The following is a 19,211-nucleotide window of genomic DNA, read 5'->3' on the forward strand; positions in this document are numbered from 1 at the left end:
CCGCCTACGGCACGTCCGAGAGGTGCCGACATGACCCGATTCCGATGCGTTCCGATCGCGACGGAGGTTGCCAAACGCTTCCGCACGTCAGGCCAGGACGACCGCGGCAATCCGATCCGGCGGGTCGGCGTGACGATGAGCGCCAGCTTTCCGTGCAGACATTGTCTGCAGCTCGGCCAGCCCGGCGAGACCATGCTGCTCGGATCCTACGACCTGCCGGAGCCGCGGGGCATCTACTGGACTCCGAGCCCGATCTTCCTTCACGAGACAGACTGCCCGCGCGCCGAAACGGTCGACACGCTCGCGCCGATCGTCCGCGCGAACCCGCTCGTGTCGGTCCGAGCCTACGACGCGGACCATCAATGCCTCTACGATCTCGGACATGTCTGTTCCGGGAGCGAGGTCGAGGTCCCGCTCCGCCGCGCCCTGGGCGATCCGCGCACGCGCTTCGTCAACATCCACACGGCCCGGCCCGGCTGCCTGCTCTCCCGGGTGGAGCGCGTGACCGACTGAGTGCGGTCATCTGCGCGCACCCGGTCTTGTCCCTTCGGCGCCCCGTCAGGCCGCGACGTGAAGATTCTCCTGCGCGTTGATGAAGGCCGCGACCGCGGCAGCCGGGATCGGCTTGCTGAGCAGATAGCCCTGGACCTCCGAGAAGCCGCTCGCCCGCAGCCGGGCGAGCTGCTCGGGCGTCTCGACACCCTCGGCCGTGGTCGTGATCTTCAGGCTTCGGCCGAGTTCGGCCACGACGTGAACGATGGCGGCCGCCTCGTCCTTCTCCAGGAGGTTCCGGACGAAGGACTGGTCCAGCTTGATCTTGTCGAACCGGAACGTGTTCAGCGAGCTCAGGGACGAGTAGCCGGTCCCGAAATCGTCCATCGAGAACCGCACGCCCAGGCGGCGCAGGCGACTCAGCATATCGAAGCTCGCCTGATCCTGGCTCAAGATTACCGATTCGGTGATCTCGAGTTCGAGCCGCTGGCTCGGCAGCCGGGTCTTGAGCAGGACCTCCTCCACGAAGCGGTCGAGGCTGCCTTCGCGGAACTGGATCGGCGAGATGTTGACGGCGACGCGCAGGGTCCCGGGCCACGTCATGGCATCGGCGCAGGCCTGTTCGAGCACGTAGGCGCCGAGGGCGTCGATCAGCCCGGTCGCTTCGGCGACCGGGATGAACTCGCCGGGCGAGATCATCCCGCGTTCCGGATGATGCCAGCGGGCCAGGGCCTCGAAGCTCGTCACCGCGTTCGTCGCGAGATCGAACAGCGGCTGATAGTGCAGCTCGATCTGCGCGGTGCCGATCGCGAGCCGCAGCTCGCGTTCCAGCCAGCGCCGCTGATTCTGGCGCTCCTCCATCTCCTGCTCGAAGACGCGGACGCGCCGACCGCCGTCGGCCTTGGCGGCATAGAGGGCGACATCGGCGCGACGGAGGAGATCGTCGCCGTCGGCATCCTCGGTGCCGGACACGGCGATGCCGAGGCTCCCGTCGACGGACACGTACTGACCGGCGAGGAGGAACGGCCGCCTGAGCTGGGTCAGGATCTCCTCGGCCAGGACGAGGACGCCGTCCGGCAGATCCGCCTCCGAGAGGACCATCGCGAACTCGTCGCCGCCGAGCCGCGCCACGGTACCGCCGGTCGGGCACAGGCGCGTCAGGCGGCGCCCGACCTGCCGAAGGAGCTCGTCGCCGGCCGGGTGACCGAGCGTGTCGTTGATGCCCTTGAAGTCGTCGAGGTCGAGGCAGATGACGGTGACCGACCGGGCGCCGCCCGCGCGGTCCGCGAAGGCGGCCGCCAGACGGTCGGCCAGCAGGGTACGGTTCGACAGGCCGGTCAGCGCGTCGTGGGTCGCCATATGGGCGATCCGCGCCTGCGCGGTGACGCTCGCGGTGACGTCCTCGTGCGTCTCCACCCAGCCGCCATCCGCCATCGGCTCGACCGTGATCTCGACGCATCGCCCGTCGGCGAGCGTCCTGGTGAGGGTACGGCGGCTCGGCCCGCCCTCCGCCGCCGACCAGTCCGCGAGACCGGCGAGCCGGCGGACTTCGGCCTGCGTCGGTTCGGAGTCCAGGGCGTCCGGAGCGATCCCGTAGATGCGGCAGAACTGGGCGTTGAAGACCTTGAGGCTACCGTGGACCCCGAACATGCACAGGCCCTGAGACATGTTGTTCAGGGCCGCGTCGAACCGCCCGTTCTGCTCCTGCAGCTGCCGCTCGCGCTCCGTCAGGACCGTGTTCTGCCGGAACACGTCGTCGCGCAGCTGATCGCGCTCCGAGAGGGAATGCTCGAGCACGACGACGGCGCGCGCGATATCGCCGACCTCGTCGGCGCGGTCGATATCGGGCACGCTGACATGCCAGTTGCCGCGGGCGACCTCGGAGACCGTCTGGGTGATGCGCACGAGCGGACGGGTGATCCGGCTCGACAGGAAGAGCAGGACGACGGCGACCAGGCACAGGGTCAGCCCCGCGACGACGCTGAGCGTCCGCAGGAGCGAGCGCGAGCTCTCCTCGCCGATGCCGACGACCTTGCCGGCGAGCTGCTGCAGCTCCCGCAGCGGCGCCGCGACGCAGAGACGGATGTCCAACGCTTGGGGAATGCAGCGCGCGACCTTCTCGGCCCCGAGGACGGCGTGCAGCTGGGCAGCCGACGCGTTTCCGAGTCGGGCGTTGGAGACCTCGGAGCCCGCCGAGGACAGGAGGCTCTGGTCGGAGAGGATGAGCACGTCCCGTCCGCTGAGCGACGCGAAGGCCGTCAGGGTCGGCTCGTGCGGGCGCAGGACCCGGTACCCGACCAGTCCGCCGATCACCTCGCCGAAATCGTCGAACAGCGGCTGGCCGAAGACGTCCGCGACCGTGCCGCTCTCGTTCGCGGCGAGCGCCTGCGCGAGGGTTTCGTCCCAGCGCAGGGACAGCACGAACCCGTCGACGTGCTCCCGGTCGTTGCGGGCGAGCACGGCGCGCAGGGCCGCCGCCGCCGGCGTCGACCCGAACGCCGCGTTGGCGGCGAGGAGGTCCGCGTCGACGCGGTCGGCGGTCAGGGCTCGGAGGTTCTGGTCGAAGGCGATCGCGCCGTCGAGGTCGGCGAGCGCCAGGGCCGGCCGGAGCAGCTCCGAGGCCGCCACCGTGTTGCCGGAGAACACCGCCTTCGCCACGTCCCAGCGCTTCGCCATGGTGGCGAAGCGCCGCTCGACGTCCTCGCGCTGCATCTGGAGCCGGGCGGCGGCGAGCTTGGCGTCGCTGAGCAGGCGGTCGGAGAGCTGGGCCTCGGACCAGGTCGAGACCTCCCGAGCCTGCTCCCGGAGCGTCTGGCCGGAGCGCAGGACCACGAGGAAGACCAGAGCCGCCAGCGCGATCGCGGCCGTCGAGAGCGTGGCGCCGACGAGGCGCGCCCGCAGGGAACGCGAGAAGACGGTGCCGGTCACGGCCTGAGCGGGGCGCCGCCCCGCGCCGCCATGACCTGCCCGGCGCGATCGGAGGTCGCGAAGGCGAGGAACGCGGACGCTGCGGCGTCGCGCGTGGCGGTCTTGTAGATCAGCGCGAGGGTCACGGCGCTCGGATAGGCCGGATCGCGCGGCGAACGGCCGTCGATCGTCAGGATCGCGAGATCGCCCGAGAGAGCAGGGGAGTACGGGCCGAAGCCGATCGCGCCGGGTGTCTCCCGCACCGTGGCGATCGCGTCCTGGGTCGTGGTCGCGGTCTTCGAGCGGCTGGTCAGGACGAGGTCGCGCCAGCCCGGCATGGTCGCCCGCAGGACCGACAGCGTGCTGTCCGTGTCCTCGCGGCGGACGACGCGGATCTTGAGATCCGGTCCGCCGAGGGCGCTCCAATTGTCGAGCGTGCCCGCGAAGATCGCAGCGACCTGCGCGCTCGTCAGGTCCGTGACGCCGACGCCCTGATGGACGAAGATCGCCGAGGGTATGCGGGCGAGCGGCACCTCCACGAGGCCCTGCGCCTTCTCGGCCTCGGTGAGCGGACGCGCCACGCGCCCGAGCTTCTGACGCTCACCGCCCACAGCCGCCACGGCGCCGCCCGAGCCGATGCTCGGCGGAACCGACACGCGGATCGGCCCGCCCTCGGCGTTGTAGGCGGCCGCCACGGCCTGGAGCATCTCGATCCCGTCGCCGGTGCCGACAATCGACAGGTCGTCCGCGCGGACGCCGGCCGCTTGGGCGAGGAGGATGACGCCGCCCGCGATGATGCGCCGAAGATTCGCGATTAACAGTGCCATAACCGCAGAATACGCCTCGAGTGCTTAACTCGAGGTCACCGGATACCGTACACTCAAGGTGTGGTTGACGATCTGCTAGGCGACTGGCTCCGTTTTAGCGGTCCGATGCCCCGCCACGCGCTGGAGGAAGCGCTGCAGGAAATTCGTGTCGGACGGTGGTCTTCCATCCGCGCCGCGCGCGGCCGCGTAGAAGGGATCGGCGTAGCAGGTCGCCCCGGTGGCGGCCGCCAGAAACTGGACCGCCGCGACCATCTCCGGCGCGCCGGCCGCGAGAACCGTGTCGTCCCGCGTGAGCATCGGCATGTGGAGGGTCGGCCGCCCGGCGCGCGCATCCGGAGGCGGGTTGCTGCCGCTGCACGTCAGGATCGTCGTCGCTCCCCGCTCGCGCAGCCAGTCCAGCGCCGGACGCATGTAGAGATTCTGCGGAAGCCGTGCGCCGGCCACGACGAGCAGCTCCCGCTCCGGCTCGCGCAGCCGGCTCGCGCGGGCGACAGCCCATGCGGGCGCCCAGCCGACGCCGGACGAGACGACGACGAGCCGCCCGCGTCCCAGCCGGTGGAAGGCCGTTCCGAACGGGCCCTCGACCTTCACCGCCGTTCTCAGACCGATCCGGCCGCCGAGCAGCGGCGACACCGCGCCGTCGGGCTGCCGTCGGATCTGGAAGATCAGCTCGTTCAACTCGCCGGATCCATCCGAACGCAAGGTCGGGCTGTAGTCCCGCGCCGGCAGCCCGGCGAAGGAGATCCGGACATACTGACCGGGCAGGTAGGTCAGCCGCTTGCGCAGCGCGACGGTGACCTCGACGATCTCGGCGGTGAGGTCGACCACGCTGTCCACCGTTCCGGCCCGTCGGACGGTCTCGGGAACCTCGTCGAACTCGATGACCGTGTCGGCGTTCAGGCGCGCCCGGCAGGCCTGCACGGTGTCGCCGACGCGCGTTCCCGCATCGTCCACCGAGCCCGAATGGATCCGGACCCGGCACGTGTCGCACTGACCGGTGGCGCAGTCGTGCGGGATTGCCCGTCCGGCCGCCAGACCCGCGTCGAGCAGGGTCTGTCCGGCGGCGGCGCTGACGCGCCGGCCGTTGATGACGAGGTTGACGCGATCGGCCATGCCGCGCTCCCGCATCAGCGCAGCAGGACTTCGACCGGCCGCATGTGCCGCGTATGGCGCGTCTGCGTGTGGTCGAAGGCCGAGACGTACAGGTAGAAGGTGTTTCCGGGCAGGAAATCGACGTCGTACTTGCTGCCGGTCGCGATCTTGCGCGAGGCGACCAGGGTCCAATGGTCGTCAGCCCAGTCGGCCGCCGCCGAGATCCCGGCGCGGTCCCCCGCGTAGCCGTCGGTCAGGAGCACGCCCGGCATGACGGTCCCGACCGGGATCTCCGCGTCGGCGGTCGCTGAATACGGCACGGTCTCGGTCCGCTCGACCATCCACCAGGCCGAGCCCGGCGAGGTGCTGGCATCGAGGGCGAGATCGACGGTGCCGAGCTTGGCCACCGTCGCGTGCCAGTCCTTGGGAAGCCGCAGCGGCTCGACCGCGCCGGCGTAGCCGCCGGGACCCTCGAATTTGAAGTTGTAGCGGTACGCGCTGGTGCCGGGATCGCCCCAGTATCCGGCCTGGTAGCGGCCTTTCACGGCCCGCTCGGCGGCGGTCGGCTCCGTGGGCGGCCCGATATGCATGTCCTCGACGACGCCCAGCATCCCGCCCCGGGCCGCCTTCCACTGCCACATGTCGATGTAGCTGCCGTCGGTGGTGTAGTGGTAGCCGCGGCCGTTCAGCGGCGCGGGGGCATCGGGCAAGGGGCGGGCGCCGAGATGGGTCGCGCCGCCGCTGCCGAAGGCGTCGGATCGCGAGAAGATCACGGCCAGCTTGTCCTCGTAGTAGCCGGTCACGTCCGCCCGCGCCGCATCCGCGTCGAGGAGGTGCCAGCCGTCCGCCTTCTTGACCATGGGAACGCGCTTCAGCGAGCGCGACGGATCCCACCACCGGAAGGCGAAGTACACGTTCGCCGCGTCCCGGACGGCGCGGATCTCGACGGTGGTCTCGCCGGTCCCGCCGAAATTGGCCCCCTGCATCGTCCGGACCGAGACCGGTCGCGCGGTCCGCCAGACCGGATCGTCCAGGAGTTTGGAGAGGTCCGGTCCGGTCGTCACCCGGTCGACCACCAGAGTGGAGCGGCCCTTCACGTCCGCGAAGGCCAGACCGCCGACCACGGGGAGGCCGATCACGGCGGCCGCCAGGAGCGGCCGCCGCCGCCGCACCGCGCCGTCCGCCAGCGCGGCGGGGCGGAACAACCGCAGCAGCTGCCACACTCCGCCATACATGAAGTGCGCGAGGGTGTGGACCGCGATGTAGGCCAGCGCCACCAGCGCGCAGGTGGCGTGCAGCCAGACCACCCAGCCGCCGTAGCCGAGGTAGAGCGCGACGCCGGTGGCCGTCAGGATGAGCGTCACGGCGTAGATCAGCCAGTGCAGCGCGACGTTGATGCCGCCCCACCGGGCCTTCCGGGCCGCCTTCGTCCGCCCGCCGACGCGCAGCGCGCGGAGCCGCGACAGGCCGTTGCGATCCGTGAGACGCCCGCGCACGAGATAGACGAGATAGGCCGTGATCCCGAAGAACAGGCTCAGCCCGGCGACGAAATGCACGGTCCAAACTTCGCCTTGCGGAAGCATGGGTGAGAGAAACTTCGCGGTCCGCGCGACTGGTGCGTCAGCCGAGATGCGCAGGCCCGTGAGCAGGCTCGCCACCATTGCGATGGCGACAACCCAGTGGATGACGACTGTCCCGACATCGGAGCGGGGATGCCGGTCAACACGCGCTGTCGGGGTGGTACGCCAGCCGGAGGCGGCATCGGATCCACCCGGCGGATGCGGCGAGAGGGTCAGCGGTTCCGACATTCGATCCTCCGCATCATCGCCGCAGATTGAACGCGCTGCGTTAGAACTTTGTAAATCATGTTTCTGGCGGCGCGATATAGCCGAGCTTTGCAATCTTGAACTCTCGGCGATTATGCTTAACGGCGGCCGTCGCCGGTCCCTCTGGAGCGTGCGGTCGTACCGCAGCGCCGGTAGAACCGGGCGCGAGGGCGACAATCGACGGCAGACGAAGCCGTCAGGGCTCGGGATCGGAGCGGCACCGCGTCCGCACGCGGCAGCGCCTTCATCCAAGCGCACCGCCCGTAACGTTTCAGGACCGCACGCTTCGCCCTTGCCGGCGGCCCGGGAGGCATCTCGGCAGCCGATAGCCGCTCATCCGTGACGGCGACGGGGCCAATGCGGAGCGGGCGCATCCAAACCGCTACAGTTCGAGAAGCTTCGCAGGCTGCGGTGACTGCCCCGTAGCCAGATAACGCTGACTCGCCTCCCGATCATCTTCGCCACCGTGCGGCTCCGCAGCCAGGGTTCACGAAGGATCACCGCGCGGTCCGAACCTGCTCGTCGATGGGCGACGCTCCCGACCCTCGCGCGGCGCGGCCGGCCGCCTCCGGCTTCGGCGGCCGATTCAAATCCGAAAACAAATTTAATGAAGTCAAATCGCTTTGAAAAACGCAATCGCAATTTATTTGTAAAATCAGATCTTGAACTATACGGTCAATCTGCCGAGCAATAGAGCGGCCAAATCTCAAAAACACTGCGCCATCGCCCCGTGTCGGGACTCGAGCACGGGCGTGAGCGCGGATCATTGGGTTGACGCTTGCAGTGGCATGCCCACGGCGTCGGATGCGGGGATATCATGACCAGAACCAAGGCGCTGTTACTGGGCTCCTCAGCCTTGATCCTGCCAATCGGCGGTGCGTACGCTGCCGATCTACCGACATCGAAGGCGGCGCCGGTCGAGTTTGTACGCGTTTGCAACGCCTACGGTGCCGGATTCTTCTATGTCCCCGGCACCGACACCTGCATCCGCTTGTCCGGAAGAGCCCGGTACGATTTCCTGTATCAGACCAGCAAGGTTCGTACGGGCGGTGGCGGCGATGTCACCGGATATCTCGGCCTGATGCGGCTGAACCTCGATTCCCGGACGCAGACCGATTACGGGACCCTGCGGGCGTTCCTGCGCATCGATGTCGCCAACCGCAGCGGTCCGTTCCTGACCTCGGGATCCCGCCAGCGCGAGAGCTTGGCGATCGCGGGCCTCGGTGCTGACGCCTTCGGACGCACGCAGACCTACGTCAACGCCGACAAGGCCTTCATCCAGTTCGCCGGACTCACGGCGGGCCGTGCGTCCTCGTTCTTCGACTTCTACGCCCACGATTTCGAGCTGATCGGCGGTACCGCCGGCTCCGACACGTTCAGCACGAACCTGCTTGCCTACTCGGCGGTCCTCGGTAACGGCATCACGCTGTCCGCTTCGATGGAAGACCCGACCTACCGGCGCTTCCCGATCTTCGGCACGGGCTCCGCTGTCGGTGCCTTCTCGGCAGGCGGCGGATTCGCTGGCTACAGCAACGCCTTCAATCCGTTCACGCCCTCGACCTGGCTGGCGCCGATCGTCGTCGGCCCCGGCAACGTCGCCTTCGTCGACGTGACCCAGAAGAGCCGCATGCCCGATTTCATCGGCGTGGCGCGCATCGATCAGGCCTGGGGGTCGGCGCAGCTGTCCGCCGCGGTCCACGAGATCAATGCCGGCGACGCCGGCAGCACGGTCGCGGGCATCACCACCGCGACGACCGGCCTCGGCATCTCGCCAACCGGACGTGCCTCGAACGCCTACGGTTGGGCGGTCCAGGGCGGAGTGAAGGTCAATCTGCCGTTCATCGCGACGGGCGACACGCTCTACCTGCAGGGCGCCTACGGACAAGGTGCCATCGCCTATACGGGCATCTCGAACTACACGGCGCCGTACGACGCGCTCGGTGCGGCGCCCGTCGGCGGCGGTTCGTTCGCGCAGTACTATGCGGACGCGGTGCTCAACCCGACGACCGGCCGACTCGAGTTGTCGACCTCGTTCTCCGCGGTCGCCTCCCTGCTCCATTACTGGTCGCCGGCATGGCGCTCGGCCTTCTTCGGCAGCTACGCGCAGATCGACTACAACTCGAAGGGCCGGAACGCGCTGGGCCTGCTGGGCTTCGGCTTCGCCCCGGCCGGCGCCAGCGCGTCCAATGCGTTCGCCTTCGCGACCAGTCCCATTCTGCGCGGCAATAACCAGATGATCACCGGCGCCAGCCTGATCTGGACCCCCGTGAAAGATCTGGATATCGGCGTCGAGGGCGAATACATCCGCACGGCGCTCAACAGCGGCGTCACGCCGGACATCTCGAAGAACTCTCTGCGCTACGTCAATGCGCAGGATGCGGCGCAATTCCGGTTCCGCGTGCAGCGGGATTTCTGATCCTATCAGACCCTCCATCTATCGCGTCATTGTCAGTCTCGAGCCCAGCCGAAAGGCTGGGCTTTTCTCTTTGATGGCCAATCGAAATCTCCGTGCTAGCTCAAATTGATTTAACAAATAAAAGATGTTTTGCTTGCGCTCGGCGCACAATCCTCTACAACAGGGACAGCTCTTCAGCGGCTTGCTTCGCCGCCGACCGAGCGGATGCTATGGTTTCAGATTGGCTGGCTCGGGTACCAGGGCAAAGTCGGTCTGACCCAGAGCTTCAGACCCATAAGACTTCGCCGACCGGGTAACCGGTCGGCTTTTTCATGTCCGCTGCAAGCTCACCTGGGATCGACCATGCCGCGTATTTCGGTGCTGAAGCCCCCGGGCGCGAGCGTTCAGGCGCGCCGGGCGCGGACCTGAACGGCCGGCTCCAAAAATTCAAAAATTCTTTCGAGATTGAAGTCGCACCAAAGAGCAAAAGAATTATTCCGCAATAAAATATAGAGTTTAAACCGGTATTCCCGCATCTTAATCCCACGTCGCCGGTGAGCGGCAGCTTGAGAAACGGGAGATCACCATGAAGAACATCATCCTCGCTTGCTCGTTGGGAGCTACGCTGATCGCGGGACCTGCTCTCGCCCAAGGCGGCTCGACGATCGACCCCAGCCTCATCATCCGGACCAGCGGCAGCGGCCTCGACGCGTGGTCCGCCTCCGAAGGCAACGACAAGGCGGGCGGCATGTGGGAAGGCGCGACCGGCTACAGCGCGGCGGTTCAGCGGCCCAGCTCGATCGAAACCGTCCCGGCCAACCGGCAGTGGAGCCGCCTCAACGGCCGCGAGCGTCGCCGCGGCCAGACGTCCTACTGAGCTCCGTCAGCGGTTCCGCGCACCCGGCCCCTCCCGCGCGACGGGATTGGCCGGGTGCGACGGCGCTACAGGGACGCGGCCGGCAGGAAGTCGATGGACGTGCCGTCCGAGCCCGTGTGTGTCCAGCTGAAGGTCACGCAGCAGCCGGTACCGCCGGAGGCGATATCGAAGGAGGCACTGTGCAGCCGCGCGATGGAATCGACTAGACTCAGGCCGATTCCGAAACCGCTCTTGTCGGTCTTCATGGCACCGCGTCGGTACCGGGCGCGAACGGCACGCAGCTCCGCCGCCGGGATGCCGCAACCCGTGTCCGTGACCTGGATAGCGGTCGGGTTTCGCAGAAGCGCCACCGTCACCGCTCCGCCTTCCGGCGTGAACTTCAGGGCATTGTCGATCAGGTTGCTCACCGCCTCGAAGATCAGGCTGCGGTCGCCCTCGATCGCGCAGTGTTCGTCCGGTCGATCCCAGAGGAGCTGGATGCCGCGCTCGATGGCCAGGGGCTCATAATACTCCACCGCATCCTCGAGCAGCCGGCCGAGATCGACCTGGGTAAAGCCGGATCGGCGCAGGCGGTCCTCCATCTCGGAGATGCGCAGAAGGGCCGAGAACCGGACGACGATGGTTTTGACCTCGGCTAGGACGTCCTCGTTGAAGGCGCGGAACGCGTCCACGCTGTCGGCCTTGCGAAGCGACCGCTCCAGCGTGCCAACCACCCGAGTCAGCGGGGTGCGCAGATCGTGCGCGATGTTCTCGTTGACGCCCTTGATCTCCAGCATCAGCCGCTCGAGCTGATCGAGCATGTCGTTGACGACGCGCGTGAGGTGGGCGAGGTCGGCCGAGACGCCGCGCGTCGGCAGGCGCTCGCTCAGGTCGCCGCGCATGATGCGCTCGACCGCCTTGGTGATCGCATCGTTCTGCCGTAGTGAGCCGGCACCGAAGACGACGGCACCGATCAGGCCGATGACGATCGTCGCGGCCATCCCCCAGACGAAGGTCTCGACCAGCGCTTTCTCGAGCGCCTGAAGATCCTGGGCCGAACGGCTGACCAGGACGTACTCGCCGCTCGGAAGTTCGGTGAGCTGGCTGAACAGCGTGCGGCTGCGGTGATCCAGCGGCTGCGACAGGATGAACGGCTTCCCGATCGGCGCCTTGTCGGGAAAGGCGATCGGCGCGCCGGCCCGGCGCAGGTGGTCGGGCCCGAACAGGACCAGCGGCCGCCCGCCTTCGGCGAAATCCTCGGAGGCGTCGATCCGTTCACGCAGCGCGCGCGGCGACAGGCTCAGGAGGTGCTTCGACTCCCATTCGACCCACTCGAACGCGGCCTTGCGGCCGTAGCTGCGCGTGTCGACGTAGAGGAAGCCCGACAGCGCGAGCGACGCGGTCCCGAAGGTCGCGAAGAACAGGCACGCGACCCGGAAGCCGCTGGTGCGCCGGACCTCAAGAAGGCGCACGGAGGATGAAGCCCGTGTTGCGCACCGTGTGGATCCGGGGGTTCAAGCCGTCGGGGTCGAGCTTCTTGCGGATCTTGCCGATGTGGACGTCGATGACGCTTGACTGGTGATTGAAGCTGTAGCCCCAGACGGATTCGAAGATCATCTTCCGGCTCACCAGCGTGCCGGCGTTCTGCATCAGGAACTCGATGATCGCGAACTCCTTGGGCAGGAGCTCGATCTCGCGGTCCGCGCAGTAGAGGACACGCTCGATCAGATCCAGGCGGAGATCGCCGACCACGAGCTCGTTCACGGCCTCGGCCGCCATCTTGCGGCGGGCGAGCGCGTCGACGCGCGCCGTGAGCTCGATGAACTCGAACGGCTTGGCGAGGTAGTCGTCGCCGCCGGCGCGCAGCCCGTCGACGCGCTCGTTGACGGCCGAAAGGGCGCTGAGGATCAGGACCGGTGTCGAAACCTTCGCGGCGCGCAGCTTGGTGAGCAGCGACAGGCCGTCGATCTCCGGAAGCATCCGGTCGAGCACGATCACGTCGAAGTTACCGTCCAGGGCCTTGCGTAGTCCGACGCTGCCGCTCGGCGCTTCGTCCACCTGGAATCCGTATTCCGCGAGTGCCGACCCGATCTCGGCGGCGACCCGCCGGTCGTCCTCGACTACCAATACGCTGGCCATTCGTTTTTCCTTTTTATTTTGTATTCGCCGGCCCTGCCTGATCTCCCGCGGCTCGGAGGGAGGGGTGGAATTATCCTCTTCAGGCTCGGAGTCAAATGGGGTCCGATCGCGGCTGCCGGACTGCGTCATCGGGTCGGCGAAGCTTACAGGGGAACGGGGGATCTGGACCATGCGCCTCACTCCGCGCTCGCCTGCTCGGAGAGCTGGGCTGCCGAGGTCCGAGCGGTGTCCGGGCCTTTCGCGACGACGCGGCTGCCATCCTGGAGGCCGGCGGGCGGGTTGAGGACCACAGTCTCGCCGCTGCTGAGGCCGCTGCGCAGTTCGAGGCGCGTGCCGAGATCGCGCGCGATCGTGATCGGACGAAGCCGAACCGTGTCGCCCGCATCGACCACGGCCACCCGGGTCCCGTCCGCGTCGAAGATGAGGGCCTCGGACGGCACGGTCACGCGCGGATGGGCGCGCGGCACCTCGAACGTGACGGCGACGTAGAGACCGGGCCGCAGCGCCGCGTCCGGGTTGGCGACGTCGACCTCGGTATCGAGCGTCCGAACCGAGGATCGGAGGGCAACCGAGCTGCGCGACACCGTGCCGGCGAAGGTGCGGTCCGGCATCTGCGCGACCTGTACGCGCGCCTTCACCCCGTCGCGGATGCCCACGGCTGCCGATTGCGGCACCTGGACCGCCACGCGCAGGACGTCGGTGCTGTCGATCGTGAAGAGCGGCGTGCCGGAGCCGGCATCGCCGTGGACAAGGTCGCCGACATCGACCTTGCGGGCCACCACGATGCCGTCGAACGGCGCGACGACGTTCTCGAAGGTCGTCAGCGTGCGAAGCCGGTCGACGGTGGCCTGCTGGGCGGTGATGTTGGCTTCCGCGACCTTCACCTTCGCCTGCGCGGCGGCGAGGGTCGCGGTGGCGGTCAGCATCCCGGCGCGGGTCTGATCGGCATTCTGCTTCGAGGCCCAGCCTTGGCCGGCCAAGGTCGCGGTACGGGCATCGGTGACGTTGGCGAGCGTCACGCTCGCCTTCGCCTGCTCCACATCGGCCTGGGCGACCGCGAGCTGAGCCTTGAACTGCCCGAGCTGGGCTTCGGCCTGCCGGGCCTGCTGATCGAGATCCGGCGCGGCGATCCGGACGAGGAGGTCGCCCTTCTTGACCCGCGACCCGATGTCGACCCGGCGCTCGGCGATGTAGCCGGTGGCGCGGGCGAAGATGTCGGCGTGGTCGAAGGCCTCGGTCTGGCCCGGCAGGGTCAGCGTCAGGGGCCCGTCATCCACCTGGGCCGGCCCGGTGCGGACCTCGGGGACGAAGTTCACGGCCTCGGCCTGAGTCTCCAGGGAGGCCTGGAAGGTCTCCCAGTGGTGCCAGGCGCCGAGGCCGAGGGCGCTGCCGAGCGCGAGAAATGCCACCAGGAACGGCCGCTTGCGCGGCGGCGGCGGCACCGCGTGGACCAGGGCCTCACCGGCCTCGTCCTGCCGCAGCGGATCGATCTCGACCGCGTGCTGGTGCGCCAGCGCGGCAGCCTCGGCGCCGCTCCCGGGGGCGTCGGTGAATCGGGTCATCAGTAATCCTCGAGGGGCTTGATCGGGTTGCGGCGGAGCAGCGTGTAGAGGAGGGGGACGAAGAGCAGGGTCGAGACGGTGCCCATCCCGATTCCTCCCATCACCGCGCGGGCGAGGGCGGCGTTCTGCTCGGCGCCTTCGCCCGCCCCGATCGCCATCGGGATCAGGCCGAGGAACATCGCGGAGGCTGTCATGAGCACCGGCCGGAGGCGGGTATGGCCGGCCATCAGCGCGGCCTCGCGGGCCGAGCAGCCGGTGGCCTCGCGGTGCTCCTTGGCGAAGGTGACGAGCAGGATCGAGTTCGCGCTCGCCACGCCGACCGACATGATCGCGCCGAACAGGGCGGGGATCGAGAACGCCGTGCTGGTGATGAACAGGCTCATCACGATGCCGCAGAAGGCCAGCGGCAGGGCTGCGATGACCACGAAGGGGTCGACCCAGGTCTGGTAGTTGAGGACGAGGAGCAGGTAGACCGCCACCAGCGCGATCCCGAGCCCGAGCTCGATGCGCGTGAACGCGCTCTCCATGCTCTCGATCTGGCCGCGAACGAGGATCTTGTCCGGGGCCGGGAGCCGGGCCTGCTCCTCGGCGACGATCCGGTCCACGGCGTTGCGGACGCTGCCGAGATCGGCGTTCTGGACGTTGGCGAGGATGTCGAAGGTCGGCTGCTGGTTGACGTGATTGATGACGGTCTGCTCCGGCTGCCGCTGCATCGTGGCGATGTTCGACAACAGGATCGGGATGCCGGGCCTGTCGTTGGCGGTCGTGTGCACCGACACCGGCGTATTCATCAGCTGATTGATGTCGGCGTTGCGCCATTCCGGCGTCTGAACCCAGAGTTGATAGGGCATGCCGGACTTGGGATCGGCCCAGAAGTTGGGGCTGACCTGGAAGGAGCCGGAGAGCGAGACGTTGAGGTTCTGCGCGATCGACTGCTCGCTGACGCCCATCTCGGAGGCGAGCCGGCGGTCGACGTTCACGTACATCTGCGGGGCGTCGACGATCTGATGAAGGTGCACGTCGACGGCGCCCCGGACCGCCGCGATGCGGCGGACGAGGTCCTGCGCCGCGGCGAGGTCCTCGGTCTCGTGACGCCCGGAGACCTGCACGTCGATCTGCGCGACCGTCCCGAAGTTCAGGATCTGCGTGATGATATCGGAGGGCTGGAAATAGAAGATGTCGTCCGGAAAGGACTCGTGCAGGACCCGACGCAGCCGCCTCTCGTAGAAGGAGATCGGCTTGTGCTCGCCCTTCAGGTTGATGAGCATCTGACCGTCATTGTAGGCGACGAACGACGCGTCCATGAAAGCAAAATTGTAATTCGAGGCCGGGAGGCCGATGTTGTCGAGGATGAGTCCGAGTTCATCCTTCGGGACGACCTGCCTGACCACGTCCTCGACCTGCGCGAAGATCTTCTCCGCCTGCTCGATCCGCTCACCCGGTCGGGTGCGGATGTGCAGGGTCATCTGATTGGATTCGATCTGCGGGAAGTAATCCTGCCCGACGAACGGGAAGATCGTCGCCGTCGCCGCGAAGACGGTGAGAACGCCGCACAGGGCGCGGGCCGGGTGGCCGAGCACGGCGCAAAGCAACCCGACATAGCCGGCATGAAAGCGCGCGAATCCGCGCTCGAACGCGTTGCGGAACGCGAGGGCGCCGCGCAGCGGATACCGGAGCAGCCAGCCGACGCGCCGGGTCGCGAAGCCGAGGATTCGGCCGAGGATCGAGCGGCGGCGGGGTGGCGACACGCCGTCGGACACGGCGGCCGCGCCGCCGTGATGCCGGGCGTATTCCGGGGCGACGAGGACGTCGATGAGGATCGCGACCAGCGTCCGCGAGAGCAGGTAGGAGGTCAGCATCGCGAAAACGACGGCCTCAGCCTGCGGGACGAACAGGTAGCGGGGCGCGTCGGTGAGGAAGAAGACCGCCGAGAAGGCCGAGCAGATCGCCAGGGTGGAGATCAGGGCCGGCTTGGCGATGCCGGCCACGCCCTCCACCACGGAGCGCCGGAAGGAGAAGCCCTCCTCGAACATCCGGTAGGTGTTCTCGATGGCCACCGTCGCGTCATCCACCAGGATGCCGACGGCCAGGGCGAGGCCCCCCAGGGTCATCACGTTGATGGTCTGGCCCAGGGCGACCAGGATCGACAGGGAGGTCAGGATGCAGAGCGGGATCGAGACCAGCACCACGATGGTCGAGCGCCAGGAGCCCAGGAACAGCAGGATGGCGAGCCCTGTGAGCCCGGCCGCGATCACCGCCTCTCGCACCACGTCGGAGATGGCGTCGGAGACGAAGACCGACTGATCGAAGAGCGGCGTGATGGTCATGCCCTTCGGTGCGGCGGCGTGGATGTCCGGCAGGGCGGCCTTGACGGCGTTCACCACGTCCAGGGTCGAGGCCGCGCCGTTCTTCAGGACCTGCAGGAGAACGGAGTGGTGGCCGTCGGCGCGGACGATGTTGATCTGCGGGGGCGAACCGTCCCGGACGTGGGCGACGTCGCGCAGCAGAACCGGCTGGTTGTTCGCGACCTTGATCGGAATGCGATTGAGCTGATCGACCAGCTGCGGGCTCGAATTCAGCCGTACCGTGTATTGCTGCGTCCCGATCTTCGCGAGGCCTGACGGCACCACGAGATTCTGCTTGAGCACCGCGTTCAGCACGTCGAGCGGCGTCATGCCGATCGCGCGCAGCTTGGCGGGGTCTAGATCGACCATGACCTGACGCGGAGCGCCGCCATAGGGAGAGGGCAGCGTGGAGCCCGGCACCTCGGCGAGCCGTCGACGGGTCCGGTACTGCGCGTAGTCGAAGACTTTGGTGAGCGGCAGCTTGGACGACGACAGGGCCATCTGGATGACGGGCACCGACGAGGCGGAGAAGCGCATGATGACGGGAGGCTGCACGCCCGGCGGCATGCGCGAGCGGATCGCGTTCATCGCCGAGTCGACCTGAGTCATCGCCAGGTCGATGCTGACGGCAGAATCGAAGTAGATCCGCTCGGTCACCGTGCCCTGGATCGACGTCGACTCGATCCGCCGGATGTTGTTCACGTTGCTCGACAGCGAGAACTCGCTGTAGTTCGTGATGCGCTGGACCATGTCGGTCGCGTCGAGACCGTTGTAGGTCCACACCACGACCACAACCGGGATGTCGACGGCGGGCAGCACGTCCTTCGGCGCGACGGTGATCGCGCCGAGGCCCGCGAGGAACATGAGGACGGCAAGAACATAGAAGCTCTTGCGGAACTTCAGAGCGAACCGGACGAGTTCCATGCGATCAATCGGGTGTCCCGCCGTGATCCGACCCTGGTCCCGCACGGCGAGGCCGCATGGACAACGATCCGATCAGGCCTCGTTTGCGAAGAGAACGCAGGGCGAAAGCCCGGCAGGGCGCAGGTATATCCTTCGCAAAACCGCTCTTCGAATGAATTCGATACGACAAACTAAAGCGCGTTTAAGAGATTTAAATTGGCGGTCGCTTTCTCGGGCGCAGCGCTGATCCGATACGCGGATGTCCTCCGGTGCGGCGCAAGCGCGCCGGATCGCCGAGCAGGAATTGAAAAAGATTTTTGAAAACAATCCGATTTTTACTGGTGAAAAGCTTATTTGGTTGCACCTCGCGGTCGTCTTGCGCGATCTTCCTGGAGACGACACGGGCCGGTCCGGCAGCCCTCTAGACGGCGATGGCTATCGCGGCGACGCCTGACTTCGAATGGGCGTCCGTCCCGGTGCGCGCACCCGTGACCGCGCGATCCTCCGGCGGACCGATTGTGAATGGCGCGGCGGCGACGTCATGCCCGCCTGAATCATCCACAGGACTGCGTCCTCGCCGCCGATCTTGTGAGTCCGGGGAGAAACGGACCAATGGCCAAACGGTGTCTCTGGCTCCTGGTCTTCGCGCTGTCGCTCCAGGCCAGCGCGGCGCTGTCCGAGAGCGATATGCCGGCGGGCGGCGCCTTCATGAGCAGCTACACGTCGGATCCCTATTTCGACCCGCGATCGCGGTACTCGCAGGTTCACTCCGCGGGAGACATCCGGGGTCAGCCGATGTTGGCCGAGCCGGGCGACGCCCGGCCGCCCTGCACGCTCTTCGACACCGCCTGCGCGGATGCCTTCGAGCGCTCTCGGCCGCACGCGTATCGCTAGCGAAGCCGTGGTTAGCGGCTCGCGAGCGGCCCGGCTGCCGCTCCGGCGCCGTTCGGGTGGGGCCGATCAGGCCAGACGGCCGTGCGGCTGAACCAAGCCCGCGGCCTCTCGGCGCCTCGCGTTACCCGCGACCCGCCGCCCTGTCCCGGTTCAGCCCGACCGGCAAGCGATGAATTCTGTGAATTCCTGAGCCAGGTTATATCTCAACTCGACTATGCACTATATCCCACCGACCGTTGCATGCCGGTCGCGTGCAGGAAGAGTGATGATCGAACAGGCCTCTCGGATTGCGCGGGAATTCCATGTCGGCGCCGACGGCGACCGCTGGGCACTTATGCGCGACGTCCGGACCGGGCAACCCTACATCTCTCATCGTCCCGGCAACGACGCGCCGGAGGTGGAATTGGACCTCGGGTCGTTCCTCGTGCTGTTCACCGGCGAGGAGCGGGAGAAGTTGCTCCGCCTGATCGCGTCGCTGCTGCCGGACGCCGACGCGCGCGGAAATGCCGGCGAGCGGCCCGGAGGGGCGCGACCGCTGCCATTCGTCTCCCGCTGGCTTCCAAACCGGTAGCCGGGAGAACCGGGAAGAGCCAGGAAGAGCCGGACTTGGCGGAACCTGAGCGAAATTGAGCTTAGTCTGTGAACGGCTTCTTGATCAGTCGCCGCTTACGCTCGCGCGCTTAGGCGCGGAGTACTTATGGATAATCATCGGATTGCCCGGCGCGTATCAGTCAACCTGAACGGACGCATCTCGGTGGCCGGCCATCCCGCCATCCCCTGCGTGGTGCACGACATGTCGCGGTGGGGCGTCCGCCTCAGGCTTGTCGGGACCGACCGGATCCCCGCCGCTTTCACGCTCACGATCGATGCCACCGACAAGGTGATCGGCTGCGAGACGGTCTGGAAGAATGCCGACGAGATCGGGGCGCTGACCGATCTCATGGAGTGACCGTCGGCCGGTGCCGGCGGTGAT

15 protein-coding genes are annotated in these 19,211 nt (G+C 67.6%); 7 read left to right on the plus strand and 8 right to left on the minus strand.

The features are described 5' to 3' along the window. Positions 1 to 135: 135 nt before the first annotated feature. The gene (locus tag MOTC310_RS30230) at positions 136 to 513 is read left to right on the plus strand and encodes a DUF1203 domain-containing protein (RefSeq protein ID WP_331304434.1); all 378 of its coding nucleotides are present in this window, start codon (positions 136 to 138) and stop codon (positions 511 to 513) included. Between the two features lie 45 nt (positions 514 to 558). Here the strand turns inward: MOTC310_RS30230 and MOTC310_RS30235 are convergent, their stop codons facing one another. From MOTC310_RS30235 to MOTC310_RS30250, 4 genes are all read right to left on the minus strand, one after another. Then, positions 559 to 3,420 (minus strand): putative bifunctional diguanylate cyclase/phosphodiesterase, encoded by a 2,862-nt coding sequence (locus MOTC310_RS30235; RefSeq protein ID WP_331304435.1) that lies wholly within the window; start codon positions 3,418 to 3,420, stop codon positions 559 to 561. Beyond that, positions 3,417 to 4,226 (minus strand): PstS family phosphate ABC transporter substrate-binding protein, encoded by an 810-nt coding sequence (locus tag MOTC310_RS30240; protein WP_331304436.1) that lies wholly within the window; start codon positions 4,224 to 4,226, stop codon positions 3,417 to 3,419. Before MOTC310_RS30240 ends, MOTC310_RS30235 begins: the two co-directional genes overlap by 4 nt. Before the next feature lie 75 nt (positions 4,227 to 4,301). Continuing rightward, positions 4,302 to 5,339: a 2Fe-2S iron-sulfur cluster-binding protein gene (locus tag MOTC310_RS30245; RefSeq protein WP_331304437.1), complete on the minus strand. Its 1,038-nt coding sequence runs from the start codon at positions 5,337 to 5,339 to the stop codon at positions 4,302 to 4,304. A 14-nt stretch (positions 5,340 to 5,353) separates the two neighbouring features. Then, the gene (locus MOTC310_RS30250; RefSeq protein WP_331304438.1) at positions 5,354 to 7,126 is read right to left on the minus strand and encodes an ethylbenzene dehydrogenase-related protein; all 1,773 of its coding nucleotides are present in this window, start codon (positions 7,124 to 7,126) and stop codon (positions 5,354 to 5,356) included. An 835-nt stretch (positions 7,127 to 7,961) separates the two neighbouring features. Between MOTC310_RS30250 and MOTC310_RS30255 the strand changes: the two genes are divergently transcribed. Beyond that, a complete protein-coding gene (locus tag MOTC310_RS30255; protein ID WP_331304439.1) occupies positions 7,962 to 9,560 on the plus strand; it encodes a porin in 1,599 nt (532 codons plus the stop codon). 565 nt (positions 9,561 to 10,125) lie between these two features. Continuing rightward, on the plus strand, positions 10,126 to 10,416 hold the full coding sequence (locus MOTC310_RS30260; protein WP_331304440.1) for a hypothetical protein: 291 nt from the start codon (positions 10,126 to 10,128) through the stop codon (positions 10,414 to 10,416). A 65-nt stretch (positions 10,417 to 10,481) separates the two neighbouring features. Here the strand turns inward: MOTC310_RS30260 and MOTC310_RS30265 are convergent, their stop codons facing one another. From MOTC310_RS30265 to MOTC310_RS30280, 4 genes are all read right to left on the minus strand, one after another. Beyond that, a complete protein-coding gene (locus tag MOTC310_RS30265) occupies positions 10,482 to 11,867 on the minus strand; it encodes a sensor histidine kinase (RefSeq protein WP_331304441.1) in 1,386 nt (461 codons plus the stop codon). Then, entirely contained in the window at positions 11,854 to 12,534 is a 681-nt protein-coding gene (locus MOTC310_RS30270; protein WP_331292500.1) for a response regulator transcription factor, read from the minus strand. Before MOTC310_RS30270 ends, MOTC310_RS30265 begins: the two co-directional genes overlap by 14 nt. 176 nt (positions 12,535 to 12,710) lie before the next feature. Further along, positions 12,711 to 14,096, minus strand: coding sequence for an efflux RND transporter periplasmic adaptor subunit (locus MOTC310_RS30275; protein ID WP_331304442.1), 1,386 nt, complete (start codon positions 14,094 to 14,096; stop codon positions 12,711 to 12,713). Next, complete coding sequence (locus MOTC310_RS30280; protein ID WP_331304443.1) at positions 14,096 to 17,365, minus strand: efflux RND transporter permease subunit; 3,270 nt, start codon at positions 17,363 to 17,365, stop codon at positions 14,096 to 14,098. The genes MOTC310_RS30275 and MOTC310_RS30280 overlap by 1 nt, the downstream gene beginning before the upstream one ends. Before the next feature lie 238 nt (positions 17,366 to 17,603). Here MOTC310_RS30280 and MOTC310_RS30285 point away from each other — a divergent pair, with 238 nt between their 5' ends. From MOTC310_RS30285 to MOTC310_RS30300, 4 genes are all read left to right on the plus strand, one after another. After that, positions 17,604 to 17,798 carry a hypothetical protein gene (locus MOTC310_RS30285; protein ID WP_331304444.1) on the plus strand — a complete coding sequence of 65 codons (195 nt, stop codon included), beginning with the start codon at positions 17,604 to 17,606 and terminating at the stop codon, positions 17,796 to 17,798. A 158-nt stretch (positions 17,799 to 17,956) separates the two neighbouring features. Further along, complete coding sequence (locus tag MOTC310_RS30290) at positions 17,957 to 18,238, plus strand: hypothetical protein (RefSeq protein ID WP_331304445.1); 282 nt, start codon at positions 17,957 to 17,959, stop codon at positions 18,236 to 18,238. Positions 18,239 to 18,503: 265 nt separating this feature from the next. Further along, positions 18,504 to 18,809 (plus strand): hypothetical protein, encoded by a 306-nt coding sequence (locus tag MOTC310_RS30295; protein WP_331304446.1) that lies wholly within the window; start codon positions 18,504 to 18,506, stop codon positions 18,807 to 18,809. Positions 18,810 to 18,935: 126 nt separating this feature from the next. After that, the gene (locus tag MOTC310_RS30300) at positions 18,936 to 19,187 is read left to right on the plus strand and encodes a PilZ domain-containing protein (protein ID WP_331304447.1); all 252 of its coding nucleotides are present in this window, start codon (positions 18,936 to 18,938) and stop codon (positions 19,185 to 19,187) included. Positions 19,188 to 19,211 lie beyond the last annotated feature (24 nt).

Source organism: Methylobacterium oryzae (assembly GCF_036441375.1).
GTDB classification, from domain to species: Bacteria; Pseudomonadota; Alphaproteobacteria; order Rhizobiales; family Beijerinckiaceae; genus Methylobacterium; species Methylobacterium oryzae_A.